Annotated in this window: 13 protein-coding genes, 1 tRNA gene and 2 rRNA genes; 3 read left to right on the plus strand and 13 right to left on the minus strand. The window is 43.6% G+C overall.

Annotated elements, in window-relative coordinates; all coding sequences use genetic code 11:
• Positions 1-5 precede the first annotated feature (5 nt).
• Positions 6-1,193, plus strand: a complete 1,188-nt coding sequence (locus GD002_RS06685) for a site-specific integrase (RefSeq protein ID WP_153731570.1) — start codon at positions 6-8, stop codon at positions 1,191-1,193.
• Positions 1,194-1,287: 94 nt separating this feature from the next.
• Here GD002_RS06685 and groL read toward each other — a convergent pair whose 3' ends face one another.
• Together groL and groES are read right to left on the minus strand one after the other, a co-directional pair.
• Positions 1,288-2,922 (minus strand): chaperonin GroEL, encoded by a 1,635-nt coding sequence (gene groL / locus GD002_RS06690; RefSeq protein WP_153731571.1) that lies wholly within the window; start codon positions 2,920-2,922, stop codon positions 1,288-1,290.
• A 57-nt stretch (positions 2,923-2,979) separates the two neighbouring features.
• Entirely contained in the window at positions 2,980-3,264 is a 285-nt protein-coding gene (gene groES / locus GD002_RS06695) for a co-chaperone GroES (RefSeq protein ID WP_153731572.1), read from the minus strand.
• A gap of 191 nt (positions 3,265-3,455) precedes the next feature.
• Here groES and GD002_RS06700 point away from each other — a divergent pair, with 191 nt between their 5' ends.
• Positions 3,456-4,187, plus strand: coding sequence for a CPBP family intramembrane glutamic endopeptidase (locus GD002_RS06700; RefSeq protein ID WP_194841497.1), 732 nt, complete (start codon positions 3,456-3,458; stop codon positions 4,185-4,187).
• A 44-nt stretch (positions 4,188-4,231) separates the two neighbouring features.
• Here the strand turns inward: GD002_RS06700 and dacB are convergent, their stop codons facing one another.
• From dacB to GD002_RS06720, 4 genes are all read right to left on the minus strand, one after another.
• Complete coding sequence (gene dacB, locus GD002_RS06705; protein WP_153731574.1) at positions 4,232-5,722, minus strand: D-alanyl-D-alanine carboxypeptidase/D-alanyl-D-alanine endopeptidase; 1,491 nt, start codon at positions 5,720-5,722, stop codon at positions 4,232-4,234.
• A 134-nt stretch (positions 5,723-5,856) separates the two neighbouring features.
• Positions 5,857-6,660, minus strand: coding sequence for a twin-arginine translocase subunit TatC (gene tatC / locus GD002_RS06710; protein WP_153731575.1), 804 nt, complete (start codon positions 6,658-6,660; stop codon positions 5,857-5,859).
• Between the two features lie 17 nt (positions 6,661-6,677).
• The gene (locus GD002_RS06715) at positions 6,678-6,866 is read right to left on the minus strand and encodes a twin-arginine translocase TatA/TatE family subunit (RefSeq protein ID WP_153731576.1); all 189 of its coding nucleotides are present in this window, start codon (positions 6,864-6,866) and stop codon (positions 6,678-6,680) included.
• Positions 6,867-6,929: 63 nt separating this feature from the next.
• Complete coding sequence (locus tag GD002_RS06720; protein WP_153731577.1) at positions 6,930-7,577, minus strand: redox-sensing transcriptional repressor Rex; 648 nt, start codon at positions 7,575-7,577, stop codon at positions 6,930-6,932.
• A gap of 169 nt (positions 7,578-7,746) precedes the next feature.
• On the opposite strand from GD002_RS06720, the gene GD002_RS06725 reads away from it, so the two are divergent.
• Positions 7,747-9,672, plus strand: coding sequence for an ABC-F family ATP-binding cassette domain-containing protein (locus GD002_RS06725; RefSeq protein ID WP_153731578.1), 1,926 nt, complete (start codon positions 7,747-7,749; stop codon positions 9,670-9,672).
• A gap of 418 nt (positions 9,673-10,090) precedes the next feature.
• On the opposite strand, the gene tsaD is transcribed toward GD002_RS06725, so the two are convergent.
• The 7 genes from tsaD to GD002_RS06760 form a co-directional block, all read right to left on the minus strand.
• Positions 10,091-11,110 (minus strand): tRNA (adenosine(37)-N6)-threonylcarbamoyltransferase complex transferase subunit TsaD, encoded by a 1,020-nt coding sequence (gene tsaD / locus GD002_RS06730; RefSeq protein ID WP_153731579.1) that lies wholly within the window; start codon positions 11,108-11,110, stop codon positions 10,091-10,093.
• On the minus strand, positions 11,107-11,559 hold the full coding sequence (gene rimI, locus GD002_RS06735) for a ribosomal protein S18-alanine N-acetyltransferase (protein ID WP_153731580.1): 453 nt from the start codon (positions 11,557-11,559) through the stop codon (positions 11,107-11,109). The genes tsaD and rimI overlap by 4 nt, the downstream gene beginning before the upstream one ends.
• Complete coding sequence (gene tsaB, locus GD002_RS06740) at positions 11,552-12,253, minus strand: tRNA (adenosine(37)-N6)-threonylcarbamoyltransferase complex dimerization subunit type 1 TsaB (protein WP_153731581.1); 702 nt, start codon at positions 12,251-12,253, stop codon at positions 11,552-11,554. Before tsaB ends, rimI begins: the two co-directional genes overlap by 8 nt.
• Positions 12,250-12,699, minus strand: coding sequence for a tRNA (adenosine(37)-N6)-threonylcarbamoyltransferase complex ATPase subunit type 1 TsaE (gene tsaE, locus GD002_RS06745; protein WP_228548317.1), 450 nt, complete (start codon positions 12,697-12,699; stop codon positions 12,250-12,252). The genes tsaB and tsaE overlap by 4 nt, the downstream gene beginning before the upstream one ends.
• Before the next feature lie 143 nt (positions 12,700-12,842).
• Positions 12,843-12,918: transfer RNA gene (locus tag GD002_RS06750), tRNA-Asp, on the minus strand.
• Between the two features lie 32 nt (positions 12,919-12,950).
• Positions 12,951-13,066, minus strand: a 5S ribosomal RNA gene (gene rrf / locus GD002_RS06755).
• A 189-nt stretch (positions 13,067-13,255) separates the two neighbouring features.
• Positions 13,256-14,231: ribosomal RNA gene (locus GD002_RS06760) — 23S ribosomal RNA — on the minus strand; the annotation flags it as partial.

Consider the following 14,231-nt stretch of genomic DNA (forward strand, 5'->3'; position numbering starts at 1 on the left):
AAGCATTGGCAAGTTTCCGAGAAAAAAATGGTTCCTGGGAATACATTGTTTCAGCTGGGTTTAATCCGGTCACCAAGAAGTATGAGAAGATCACCAAGTCGGGGTTCAGAACGAAAACTGAAGCAAAACATGCAGCTAGGCGTGTGGAAGAGGAATTGAAAGAAGGAACATATGTAAAAGAATCGAAAAAGACATTCGGAGAATTTACTGAAGATTGGATTGCGCATTACGAAAAAAGGGCAAAGGTAAGTAGCGTAAGGGCACGTAAGATTGCCGCTAAACGCTTACTTGATGAATGGGAGCACTACCCCATTAGCAACGTCACTATGAGCATGTACCAGCAGCACATAGACGAATTAAGCACCAAGTTTAGCCGTAACTATATTGACAGCATACATTCCACTGGACGTATGATTTTCAAACATGCTGAAAAGTTAAAGGTTATCAAGCATAATCCAACTAATCATTTTGAAATGCCTCGCATGGTAAAAGATGAAGTGACTGAAAAAGTAGTTGAAGTGGAGAACTTTTTGGAGAGAGATGAATTAATGGAGTTCCTGCTGCTTGTTAAAAATGAGGGTTTGCGGAATGATCTTGTTGTTTTTACTACACTTGCCTATTCGGGTTTACGTGTCGGGGAACTGCTTGCATTGAAGGAATCAGACATAGACTTCAAAACCAATGAAATCAGGGTCACCAAGACGTACTACAATCCGCGAAACAATAAAAGAGAGTTTTCACTGCTCGCTCCTAAGACGGCTGGATCTGTAAGAACTGTAGAATTAGATCCGTTCGTTATCGGATTAATCAGGGAGCAGATTAAACAGCTTAAAGAAGAAAAGATGAAATATCGTAAAGTATATAATGACCAAGGCTTCCTATTTGTAGATCAAGAAGGCTTCCCTATGCCGATCAAGATGGTTGCCCTGCGTTTGCAACGTCTAATGAAGATAATGAACCGAGATATTGAAGAACATAAAAGGAAGCATATTACACCTCATAGCTTCCGACACACAAACATATCCCTCTTAATTGAAGCCCAAGTACCGATTTCAGAAATTCAACGGAGAGTTGGCCACACCGACATAAACACCACCATGAACATCTATACTCACATGACCAAGCAAACGAAAGATCAAGCAGCTAATTTATTCAGCAGTCACCTGTCCGATTTGACCGCAAAACTACGATAATTAACCTCTTGCAATTTTCATTGTTGCCGGATTGTTGCCCGTAGTAAAATAAAAAACCTCTAAACCCTATATAAATAAGGTTTAGAGGTTATATTTACATCATGCCGCCCATGCCACCCATACCGCCCATATCAGGCATACCTGCGCCTGCTGGTTCTGGGATATCTGCTACAACAGCTTCTGTAGTCAAGAACATAGCCGCTACAGATGCTGCATTTTGAAGTGCAGAACGAGTAACTTTGGTAGGGTCTACAATTCCTGCTTCTACCATGTTAACCCATTGGCCATCTGCTGCGTTAAAGCCGACACCGACTTCTTCGCGCTTCAAGCGATCTACCACGATAGAACCTTCAAGGCCTGCGTTTGTAGCGATTTGGCGTACTGGCTCCTCGAGTGCGCGAAGAACGATTTTCACACCTGTTGCAACGTCGCCTTCTGTAGATTCTAATAATGATTCAACTTGCTTGTAGACATTCACAAGTGCTGTACCACCGCCAGATACGATACCTTCTTCAACAGCTGCACGTGTAGAGTTCAATGCGTCTTCGATACGAAGTTTGCGCTCTTTCAGCTCAGTTTCTGTAGCTGCACCGACTTTGATGACTGCTACGCCGCCAGCTAATTTAGCTAGACGCTCTTGCAATTTCTCTTTGTCGAATTCAGAAGTAGTTTCTTCTAATTGTGAACGGATTTGTCCTACGCGTGATTCGATTGCGCCTGTATCTCCGCTACCTTCTACGATCGTTGTGTGGTCTTTTGTTACGACTACTTTCGCAGCGCGTCCCAATGATGTAACATCTGCAGATTTTAGATCAAGTCCAAGATCCTCAGTGATCACTTGGCCGCCTGTTAGGATCGCAATGTCTTCTAGCATTGCTTTACGGCGATCACCGAATCCAGGTGCTTTTACTGCTACTGCATTGAATGTTCCGCGAAGTTTGTTGACAACTAGAGTAGCCAACGCTTCCCCTTCTACGTCTTCAGCGATCAATAGAAGTGGTTTACCTTGTTGAACAACTTGCTCCAATACTGGAAGGATTTCTTGGATATTTGTAATCTTCTTATCTGTGATCAAGATATATGGGTTGTCCAAAACTGCTTCCATCTTATCTGTATCTGTTGCCATATATGCAGATGCATAACCACGGTCGAACTGCATACCTTCTACTACGTCAAGCTCCGTTGTGAAGCCTTTAGATTCTTCGATTGTGATGACGCCATCGTTACCTACGCGCTCCATCGCTTGTGCAATCAAATCACCGACTTCATCGTCGCCTGAAGAAATAGCTGCTACTTGTGCGATTTCTTGCTTGCTTTCGATTTCGTCTGAAATGCCTTGTAGTCCTTCAATTGCAGCAACAACCGCTTTCTCAATTCCTTTACGGATACCGACTGGATTGGCTCCGGCTGTTACGTTTTTCAAGCCTTCACGAATCATCGCTTGTGCAAGAACTGTTGCTGTTGTTGTTCCGTCCCCAGCGATTTCATTCGTTTTTGAAGCGACTTCTGCCACGAGTTTAGCACCCATATTTTCGAATGCATTTTCCAATTCGATTTCTTTTGCTATCGTTACACCATCATTAGTAATTAATGGTGAACCGAATTTACGCTCTAGTACAACGTTACGTCCTTTTGGTCCGAGTGTTACTTTCACAGCATCTGCCAATGTATCAACACCGCGTAGCATTGCAGTACGTGCTTCTTCGTTAAATTTAAGTTCTTTAGCCATTTTAAATGATTCCCTCCTGAATTTTCATATATTCCTATCGTCTTTGTTAGTAGTCACTTAACCAATAATAGCTAGAATATCACTTTCACGTAGAATCAAGTATTCAGTACCTTCATATTTCACTTCTGTACCTGCATATTTAGAGAAGATGATATGGTCACCTTCTGATACTTCCAAGTTTACACGTTGTCCGTTCTCAAGAACACGGCCTGTACCAACAGCAATTACTTTTCCTTCTTGCGGCTTTTCTTTTGCAGAGTCTGGTAAGACAATGCCGCTTGACGTTTTTTCTTCTGCTTCGATTAATTCGATTACGATACGGTCACCTAGTGGTTTCAACAAATGAAACAACCTCCTCGAGATATTGTTTTGTTTTGATTTTTTAGCACTCAATTAGAGTGAGTGCTAACACAATTCTTATCATAAAGAATTCCAATTAAAATTGCAAGCAAAAGCTTTCGACATTTTACTTTTGCCAAACATCTTTTTTCGCGCTAAAATGGTCTTCATGTATGGAAGAAAGGTTGTGTACAGTGAAAAATTGGGTTGTCGCTCTCGTTCTCTTTATTACGTACGTTCTCATGCAAATTGCCAGTATCTTTCTCGCTCCTGAGCTTATCTTTTATTTCTCAGGGAAAGGCTTGTCTAAAATGGAAGCCACGTCGCATGGTTTTGCCTGGACGTTGTTCACCGTCAATATCATTGCAGCGATCATTTTTGTCATCCTCCTGTTAAAAAACAAGAAATACCTACCCGTGTTTAAAGGAAAGCCTGCACATATGGGAAGCGTTATTCTTTGGGGTATCCTTGGATTCTTCCTAGCAATGGCCGGACAAATCTTAGGTGCTGCGATTGAGTCGATGTTCGGTGTTACAGCTGGCTCTGAAAATACGGAACTGCTCTCTAACATCGCGAAGACGGCTCCGATCATCATCCCCTCCATGGTAATTTTCGCGCCCTTCTTAGAAGAGATCGTATTCCGCCGCATTTTATTTGGAGGCTTGTACACGAAGACAAATTTCTGGATTGCCGCCCTAGTCAGTGCCATCGTTTTCGCTGCGGTGCATGGCGAATTGCAGCATCTACTCATGTACTTGATGCCAGGTCTCGCATTTGCATTCGTCTACTATAAAACGAAACGATTGCTTACACCGATCATCGCTCATTTCCTCATGAACAGTTTTGTAACAGTTGTGCAATGGAATGCAGATAAATTGCAACAATTACAGGATATGCAACAGAGCATCATTACATTCCTACAATAAAAAATCTCTCCTTTGCACTACACTCAGTGCAAGGAGAGATTTTTTTATTGTGCCGCCATTACCTGTACCATCTTATCAATATCAGGTCGTGCAGTAGTTTTCGCACCTTCTGTCAAAATGCTGAAGATCAACTCTTCGCCGCTCTTCGTTTTCACATACCCTGACAGTGCATCTGTATGATTCAATGAACCTGTTTTCGCATGAACATTTCCTTTGACTAGTGGACTCGTCAGCCGGTTACGCAATGTGCCCCCAAGGAGACGATCGTTCATTCCCGCTACAGGCAAGGAACGTTCAAATGCTGTATACCAAGGCTTCGTTTGTGCTACAAATAGCACCTCTGAAATTTTCTCGGAAGGAATTTTATTTCGATGTGACATACCCGATGCATCCTCTAAATATATTCCTTTTGTGTCAATGCCTTCTTTCCGCATCGTTTCTCTGATTACACGCAAGCCTGCATCCCAGCTACCTTCATTATAAATAGCTCGTCCCATCGATTTCGCTAAAATTTCTGCGTGCGCATTATTGCTCAACTTCATGAATGGCATCATCAAATAATACAGTGACATCGATTCGTCCGTTGCGAGTAATTGTGCGTTTGCTGGTGTTTTTGCCCGTGTTACTTTTGCTGATTTACTAAGACTAATGCCTTGTTTGGTTAGAGCACGCATGAAAACATCCGCTGTATAGGCGCTTGGATTTGAAACTGTCACCCATTGGCGTTTGCCGTTCGAGTTGACAGGAACATTGCCTGATACGACGATTGTATTCGTTCCATATTGGCGGGTCATGCTCACCGTGTTCGGCTTCCCTTTTGGTACCGTACGTGTACGGTTGACAACTTTGACGATGTTCGTGTGTGGTGTCAATGTAACTGCAGCGGGTTTACCGTTTTTTGTCGGTTTTGCTTGGACGATCGTCGTACCTGCATCGTAATCTTCATTCGGCGACAATGTTAATGCAGAGATTTGTGCTGCATAATAATGTGATTCATCTGATTTATAGATTCCTGGCGATAAACGTTTCGTATCAAACCATGTATCATCCGCCACGATATGTCCAGTGATGGATTTAATACCCGATTGACGAATTTCCTTCGCTAGACGCTGTAAATCCTTTTCCATAAGGGTCGGATCGCCTGTCCCACGCAAATAAAGATTGCCGTTCAGGACACCATTTTTCACCGTGCCATTGGTCAGCACATCTGTCTTGAATGTGAAATCTTCCCCTAGCACTTCTAGAGCTGTTGTCGCAGTCAATACTTTGACATTGGAGGCCGGTGTCACGCCTTGATCTGCTCGATATTGATACACAACCTTATTCGAATCTGCTTCTCGCACCACCACACTACTTTTCGTTCCGCGCATGCGTTGGCTAGTGATCACTTGATTGATTCCTGTTTCTAATCCTTTATACGATTGCTCTGCAGCAGCCGCTTGATCTCCTGCTATAGGAGTATAGATACTCGCAATGACCAAAACTACACCCAATAACCATTTACTCAATCGATGTTGAGTCTTTTTTCTATTCACGTAAACTCATTTCCTCCTAATCTCGTTGTCATCGCTAGTTTACCATACGTCCTACTCCAAAAATACCCTATTCCATATATTATAACGGAAACGTAAAAAAGTCCCCCTGCTTAGGCAAGAGGACTTACAATGGATTATGGTTGATTTGTTTGATTCATCACTTCATCGATTTGACGCTGTTGCTCTGCTTTAGCTTCTTCAAGTTGTCGCAGACGTTCAGCCTTTTCAAACTTTCTGTATCCTAGGCGAGAAATCACGATACTAATTTCATATAGGATGAATAAAGGAACCGTGACGAACAAATGCGATACAATGTCAGGAGGTGTGATAAAAGCTGCCAATACAAACAGACCAAAGTATGCGTATTTTCGTATCTTTACTAATACTTTAGGCTGCAACACACCCAGACGGGATAAAAATAATATCACGATCGGTAGCTGGAAGACAAAACCGAACGGCAATAGAATCGAGAACAGAAATGAAAAGTATTCATTGATACCAATAGTTTGCTCAATATTCAGTTGATCAGACAAGTTGATCATAAATTTCATAATGTATGGCAGTAATACGAAATACGAAAAACTGATCCCTGCTAAAAACATGATAAACGCAAAGGGAATATATGACAGCGTGACTTTTCGTTCCAAATCACGCAAACCAGGCGAAATGAACGCCCAAAACTGGTACATAATGACTGGTGAAATGATAATGATCGCCAGGAAGATGATCACCTTCAAATAAATGACGACCGGATCCACGACATTAAAGGCATTTAACACAACTTCTTCTGCCGGGGTGTCATATTGGATAAAGTGAATGAGGGGCTTCGCAAAAAAGAAGCTCCCAATCACACCAACAATAAAGAAAACGACGATTACCATCAGCCGTTTTCGAATCTCGTCTATATGTTCAATGATCGTTAAGTTTTTATCTACCATGAGACTAACACCCTAACTTACTTCACTTCGTCTTTCTTATCTTCAACTTTTTTTACCTCGTCGTCATCCGCAAGACCTTTCGTTGCGTTTTTGAACTCACGCAATGAAGAACCGAACGCTTTGCCGATTTCAGGTAACTTCTTAGGACCAAATATAAGCAATGCGATAACCGCAATAATTAACAAACTTCCTACGCCTGGAGCCATTTCGGTCACCTCCTCATAATATGTCTATTTTACACGAAAACCCGCGAATTAGCTATTCCAAGGTCAGCTCATTTGTGAACCTTTTACGTCATTTTTAATGAGATAAATCAATGTCTGTAACTCGCTAGATAAGTCGATGCTTTGGATGCGGATCGTATCAGGCACAGCTAAGCGTTCAGGCGTGAAATTTAATATTCCTTTCACTCCGGTCTGTGCTAGTCTGTCCGTCAGTTCCTGCGCCACTCTCTTTGGCACCGTTAAAATCACCATTTCAATCCCCAGCTCTTGGATTTTTTCTTCTAGTCGGTCGGGTGGATAGATCGGGATATTATTTCTTTCTTCTCCGTCATATGGCGCTTTCGGATCAAATGCCACCACAATTTTCGTATTGTGAATTTTTTGGAAATTGTACTTCAGGAATGCATTTCCCAGACTCCCTACTCCAATCAATGCGACATTGGTTTCTTCATCTTGATCCAGTGTTTCGCGGAAAAACTGCAATAAGGAATCGACATCATAGCCATATCCTTTTCGTCCGAGTGCACCAAAGTGTGAAAAATCCCGACGAATCGTCGCAGCATCGATTTTCATCGCTTCGCTCAATTCACTAGAAGATATCCGTTGTACACCTGCATCTGCATAATTTCGTAAAAATCTATAATATAAAGGCAATCGTTTCGTCGTTGCCTGCGGAATTCTAGGTTTACCCACAGCTTTCCCCTACCCCCATGTATTGCTCAAAGACATCCTTCGTCTCTTCTTCAAGTGAAACGAAGATAGAGCCGCTTTTATCGTACAGGAGAACGTGGCGGTTGTAAAGCCGATTATTGCATGGCGTTGCGGATTCCATTAAACTTAGAAGTGAATAGAGGTGTGGAGCTTGATTATTTTACAAGTGAATGGACTGACCAAGTCTTTTTCAGGCACGGATCTACTAGAAAATGTCCGTCTCGAAGTACAACATCGTGACCGCGTAGCACTAGTCGGACGAAATGGTGCCGGAAAATCGACATTATTAAAAATAATAGCAGGCGAATTAACAGCTGATCATGGGGATATCATAATCCCAAAAGATGTACGTGTCGGCTATTTGGAACAACATAGCGGAATGGATTCGAATTTGACGATTTGGGATGAAGTAATGACAGTATTTGCACCGCTTCGACAAATGGAAGAACGTTTGCGGACGCTAGAACACCAAATGGCAGAGCCGTCTGTCTATGAAGATACGGACCGTTATGAGCGGGTCATGAAAGAATATGATGAACTACAGATCACATTTAAAGAGGCCGGTGGGTATCAGTTTGAAGCTGATGCACGTTCTGTCCTTCACGGTATGCGGTTTTATCCCGAAGATTTTGAGAAGCCTGTCCATCTTTTATCGGGCGGACAAAAGACCCGCCTGGCGCTTGCGAGGATGCTGTTGAGCAAGCCGGACTTATTAATATTGGATGAACCAACGAACCATTTGGATATTGAGACGCTGAATTGGCTGGAGCGATACTTGTCCGCTTATGAAGGAGCGATTTTGATTGTTTCACATGATCGTTATTTTCTTGATAAGGTCGTGACCACAGTCTATGAAGTATCTCGACGAAAAGTGACAAAGTTCAGCGGAAATTACAGTGCCTACTTAGATGAGAAAGCAAAGAATTATGAACGCGATCAGAAGCTGTTCGAGCAGCAGCAGGATGAACGAGCTAAGCTGGAAGAATTCATTCAAAAGAATATTGCGCGAGCCTCAACTTCCAAAATGGCGAAAAGTCGACGAAAACAGCTCGAACGTAGGGATTGGATGGAGTCTCCTGAAGGCGACGAAAAGTCCGCCAATTTTTCATTGTCATTGGACAGACCGAGCGGCAATGACGTTCTCTCACTCGATGATGTAGCAATCGGTTATGGATCAAAGCCTGTATCCGAACATATTTCCGTGCGTGTCTACAAAGGAGATCGGGTCGCTTTTGTCGGGCCGAATGGCGTTGGAAAGTCTACGTTATTGAAAACTATTGTCAAACGCAATGAGCTGATGGGTGGTGACATTCGCTACGGCACCAATGTACAATTTGGTTACTACGATCAGAATCAGGCGACGTTGATCGGAACAGGTACGGTACTGCAAGAAATTTGGGATAACTGGCCGCTGATGAATGAAAAGGATATCCGCTCGTTGCTCGGACGCTTTCTATTTACGGGTGATGATATTGAAAAGCTTGTGACATCGCTATCGGGCGGAGAAAAAGCACGACTTTCATTGGCCCAACTCATGCTGGAAAAGTCCAATACGCTTATTTTAGATGAGCCGACAAACCATTTAGATCTTGATAGCAAAGAAATTCTTGAAAATGCATTGGATGACTTCCCCGGCACGATTCTTTTCGTTTCCCATGACCGCTACTTTATCAACCGGCTAGCTACGAAAGTCATCGAACTGAGTGAACAAGGTGCAGTTGAATACTTAGGTGACTACGATTACTATATCGAAAAGAAAACCGAATTAGCCGAAATCGCAGCTGCGAACAAGGTAGAACAGCGCACGAAGGAACCTATTGTGAAAAAAGAAATAGCTAGCAAAGAGTTGCAGCGCCAAGAACGCCGGTTGACGAGAGCCATTGCGGAAATCGAAGATAAGCTAGAAACGTTCGATGAAGAAATTAGGGAACTGCAAGCTCAGCTATTGGATCCTGAGCTTGCCAATGATCATATACAATTGATGGACATTCAACAACGAATCGATGCGCTACAAGTAACACACGATCAACAATCTGAAGAATGGCTATTGCTACAGGACGAGTTGGAGAATCTTTGAAGTAGAACGGACTTTCATTGGAAGGTCCGTTTTTTACGGTCAATCTTTAAGTGTATGACAAAACCCAATTGCTCATTTCATTCGTCATACGCAATCCGTCAAAAGTTCCTATGAGTCGCAATTCATATAGCAGCCACTTGCAAAATCTACTTTATTTCTCCACAATCTTTTCCACAGTAGAAATGCTGTTTTAAACACATATGAACATAGTTATGAACATTATCCACAGTTTTCTTGTGAAGTATCCACAAAGTTATCCAAAACCGTCACTGATATCATTCACAACTTTAATAACTTACCCACATTTAATCCACAAATTGTGCATAAGTACGAATGTTCTCTATTGACAAATTAGATCAAACACAATAAAAAAACACGAATTTTGCTGAATTTTAGCAAATCGTGTTTTTTTATTAGATTAATTCCAAGAATTCAACGGCATGCCTGGACGTCCATTCATCGTTGAATCGCTACGCACACCACTTTTCCACATCTCATACCCTGCTGCAGCAATCATGGCCGCATTATCTGTGCATAACGTAATAGGCGGAACATAAAAAGGAATGCCTTCGGTTTGCAGTGCTGTAGACAATGTATTTCGCAAACCTTGATTGGCAGCGACTCCTCCTGCCGCAATTACTTGTTTCACTCTATATTCTTTTGCAGCTTTCACGGTCTTCACTGTCAGTACATCTATCACACTTTGTTGAAAACCAGCGGCAACTTGCTGAGGATCTATGTTCCCGCCTTTTTGCTCGATATTATGCTTGTAATTGATGACTGCTGATTTCAACCCACTAAAACTGAAATCATACGAATCCGCTTCCAACCATGCACGTGGAAACTCGATGCTCTGCTCACTTGCGTTAGCCAGACGATCTACTTGCGGTCCACCAGGATAAGGCAGTCCAAGCACACGTGCTACTTTATCGTACGCTTCGCCTGCTGCATCATCACGTGTTTCCCCAATCAGCTCGAAGGAACCATGTGACTTCATCACAACGAGTTCTGTATGACCACCTGATACAATCAATGCCAGTAAAGGAAACTTCATTGGATGAACTAGTTGATTAGCGTATACATGGCCTGCAATATGGTGTACTCCGATCAGCGGCAATTGATTAGCAAATGCAAATGCCTTCGCTGCGTTGATCCCAATTAATAAAGCACCTACTAATCCTGGACCTTCTGTCACCGCAACTGCTTCCAAATCACTTGGCACAAGTTTCGCCTCTTGTAACGCTTCTTCAATGACGAGTGTAATTTGCTCTACATGTAATCGAGATGCAATTTCCGGTACGACACCACCGAATAGTTTTTGCTGCTGAATTTGTGAAGAAACAATAGAAGACACAATTTCCGTTCCATTTTTTACGACAGAAGCTGCTGTTTCATCACAACTCGTTTCAATTCCTAAAATATAATGATCTTTATTCATTCGAATTCCACCCACATGACGAGTCCATCTTCATGGTCGTCCTGATAATAGTTTTTCCTAATGCCGCCTTCTTGAAAACCTAATTTACGATACAAACTCCGCGCTGGTTCATTGCTGACTCGTACTTCCAACGTCATCGTCTTGACTTCATTGAGCCGACACAGCTCCATCGCCTGTCGCATCAAGGCCTCACCATACCCTTTGCCACGAAGTGACGTCCTTACCGCCACATTCGTAATATGGCATTCATCCAAAACGATCCACATACCGCAATGACCAATTATGTCTCCATCCAGTTCCGCTACGATATAATGGGAATACGCATTTCCCGAAAGTTCATGCTCAAAAATCTCTTCTGTCCACGGCGTGGCAAACGCTTCACGCTCTAAATCAGCTACCGAGGCAATATCCGCTAACGTCATTTTCCGAAAGATTACATCGTTACTCATGGGAAGACTCCTTTTTCACCAAGTTGGCTTCCGCTTCGGTGATTCGCTTATATTGCGGAGTAAAAGAGTGTACCGTTTCTGCCGGCTCAGACTTATTGGCCAATAAAATAGCAGAGGAAGCACGTGGAACATTCATAGCAAGTGATGCGAAACGTACCCGGTCTCCAAGCTGCTCGCGAATAACATGCTCATGTAGTTTCACGTCTTCACCAATAAATAACACGGGTTCTGCTAACTTCGCAAGTTTTGTTAAAAGCTCCGTAAGTGCACAATGCTGATCTTCCATCACACACTCAAGCTCTTCTCCTTCAGCACGATAGACTGCGGTATACACATTAGACCTTCTAGCGTCAATCAATGGACAAATGAGACCGTGGAAAAGTTGGCCGTTCATTGCCAACGACTTTAGACTGGAAACGCCATATAGAGGCTTGTCTAACGTCCATGCAAGTGTTTTCGCAATCGTTACTCCAATGCGCACTCCGGTATAAGATCCAGGACCTTCAGAAACAGCAATTGCATCGATTTCTGAAGGTGTTATAGACGCTTTCCTACACACTTCTTCTACAGCCGGCATCGCACGCAAGGAGTGGTTTATTTTCATCATGCTCAATTCTTCAATCAATAACACCCCATCTTTGACGATTGCTACCGATAGAGGGGAGTTTGCTGTATCAATACCTAACCATATCATGTAAAAATCTCCTCACAAATCTGTGTAAATCGTTCACCTTTTGGCGTAAGTTCAACCGTACGAGTATGTGGTCCTATGTGGCGAATGACAATCTCTAAACGATGTTCTGGCAACTCTTCTTCAATAAATTGCGCCCATTCAATAATAGAGATAGCGTCTCCATAAAATAACTCGTCCCACCCTAAGTCTTCATCACTATTAGCTAAACGATACACATCTAGATGATTAAGGGGATAATTCCCTTCATACTGCTTAATAATCGTAAAAGTAGGACTGCTGACAGTTCGAGTAACACCGATAGATTTCGCAAGTGCTTTCGCAAAAGTTGTTTTTCCAGCACCTAGATCACCTTCAAGTGTTAACACGTCGGGTGGTTGTAAGTAACTACCAATGGCAGCAGCCAACTTTTCCATCTCTTCTATAGATCCAATTTCCTTCTTCCACACAGCCAACGCACCCTTCTCTTCTGATCATATTACTAGTGTACAGAAAAACTAAGCAAAACAAAAGCCAAGACGACAGAAGTCGACTTGTAAGAAATAAAAAACGATTTCACCAGATAGGTGAAATCGTTTGGAATGTAAAATTATGGCGGTCCCGACGGGAATCGAACCCGCGATCTCCTGCGTGACAGGCAGGCATGTTAACCGCTACACCACGGGACCATTAAGAGTAATAATCTATAAAAAAACAAACAGCCTGGCAACGTCTTACTCTCACAGGGGGAAGCCCCCTACTACCATCAGCGCTGAAGAGCTTAACTTCCGTGTTCGGTATGGGAACGGGTGTGACCTCTTCGCCATCATTACCAGACAGTTGAGTTGTTCACTCAAAACTGAATAAAAGACATTGGGTAGTTCAAGCAACTACTTTTTACGTTGTCCAGCCTCAGCGGCCAGATGCTCGGGTCATAAGTCAAAGCTGCTGTGTGGCAAAAAACGCCACTTCGCATCTTCGCCTTATGCCGGTCGCATCTAGACGGCCGCTTCGGCTTTTCGTTAATAGGTTAAGTCCTCGATCGATTAGTATCTGTCAGCTGCACACGTCGCCGTGCTTCCACCCCAGACCTATCCACCTCATCATCTTTGAGGGATCTTACTTACTTGCGTAATGGGAAATCTCATCTTGAGGGGGGCTTCATGCTTAGATGCTTTCAGCATTTATCCCGTCCACACATAGCTACCCAGCGATGCCTTTGGCAAGACAACTGGTACACCAGCGGTATGTCCATCCCGGTCCTCTCGTACTAAGGACAGCTCCTCTCAAATTTCCTGCGCCCGCGACGGATAGGGACCGAACTGTCTCACGACGTTCTGAACCCAGCTCGCGTGCCGCTTTAATGGGCGAACAGCCCAACCCTTGGGACCGACTACAGCCCCAGGATGCGACGAGCCGACATCGAGGTGCCAAACCTCCCCGTCGATGTGGACTCTTGGGGGAGATAAGCCTGTTATCCCCGGGGTAGCTTTTATCCGTTGAGCGATGGCCCTTCCATGCGGAACCACCGGATCACTAAGCCCGTCTTTCGACCCTGCTCGACTTGTAGGTCTCGCAGTCAAGCTCCCTTATGCCTTTGCACTCTACGAATGATGTCCAACCATTCTGAGGGAACCTTTGGGCGCCTCCGTTACTCTTTAGGAGGCGACCGCCCCAGTCAAACTGTCCACCTGACACTGTCTCCTGCCCGGATCACGGGCATGGGTTAGAAGTCCAATACAGCCAGGGTAGTATCCCACCAATGCCTCCTCCGAAGCTGGCGCTCCGGAATCCAAGGCTCCTACCTATCCTGTACAGGCTGCACCGGAATTCAATATCAGGCTACAGTAAAGCTCCACGGGGTCTTTCCGTCCTGTCGCGGGTAATGCGCATCTTCACGCATATTATAATTTCACCGAGTCTCTCGTTGAGACAGTGCCCAGATCGTTACGCCTTTCGTGCGGGTCGGAACTTACCCGACAAGGAATTTCGCTACCTTAGG

Origin of the sequence: Sporosarcina obsidiansis (assembly GCF_009651005.1) — a bacterium.
Taxonomy (GTDB): Bacteria; Bacillota; Bacilli; order Bacillales_A; family Planococcaceae; genus Sporosarcina; species Sporosarcina obsidiansis.